We start from the raw sequence: 660 nt of genomic DNA on the forward strand, positions 1-660 counted from the left end.
TGGCGTTCTTCACATCATTTTCTGCCATCTTCTTTTTCTCCTTCAGTGGTTAGTGACAATAGTGAAATTGAGGGATAGTTCATCACGGCCGGTTTGGTCCGGGCCTAGAGGTAGCCGGGTTGGCTCTGAAACATGAGCGATATTGGGGGCTTTCTGGTCCCCAACGAGAGCGTCCTCGACGGCTTCTGCAAGCGGGGCCGCGCTTACCCTGGCCCTGCACCGGGCTTGTACTTTCCACACCCTGCACCCTTCAAGATTCGGATTCCTGACAGGTAGCCGGTCATACACGGTGATCAGGATGGCTGTATCTGGTTTAGGTGGGAAACGATTAAAAAACACGGGCGGAAGACTAAGCTGGTCGTACTGTTCCGCGTATTCTGCGACTGCCGCGTCTGCTAACAGTCTCGCGAGGGTTTCCTGCAAGTCTTTTGCGGTACCTCCGGGCCTCATGTTGCCCTCCTAACCTCAGCTGCGATCAGATCAACCATTGTTTGGGCTTCCTCACGGGCGGGTTTTTCTAAGTACTTGGCGTTGCCGCCTTTAGGGTGCCGCCATGTAAGTTCCTCATGTTGTCTGGCCGCGTAAACAGTGTCGTAGGAGACTGCGGCCTTCAAACCGGTACTGTCTACGGTGACTGAGGCTGTGGCACGTAGAATGCCT

1 protein-coding gene is annotated in these 660 nt (G+C 54.5%); it reads right to left on the bottom strand.

The window, feature by feature from the left end; all coding sequences use genetic code 11:
• Positions 1 to 446: 446 nt before the first annotated feature.
• Positions 447 to 660, bottom strand: a 214-nt coding sequence (locus QP381_RS08460; protein ID WP_285068475.1) for a hypothetical protein, incomplete at its 5' end; no start/stop codon positions are given.

It is taken from the genome of Pauljensenia sp. UMB6358 (genome assembly GCF_030216865.1).
In the GTDB taxonomy this organism is placed as follows: Bacteria; Actinomycetota; Actinomycetes; order Actinomycetales; family Actinomycetaceae; genus Pauljensenia; species Pauljensenia turicensis_A.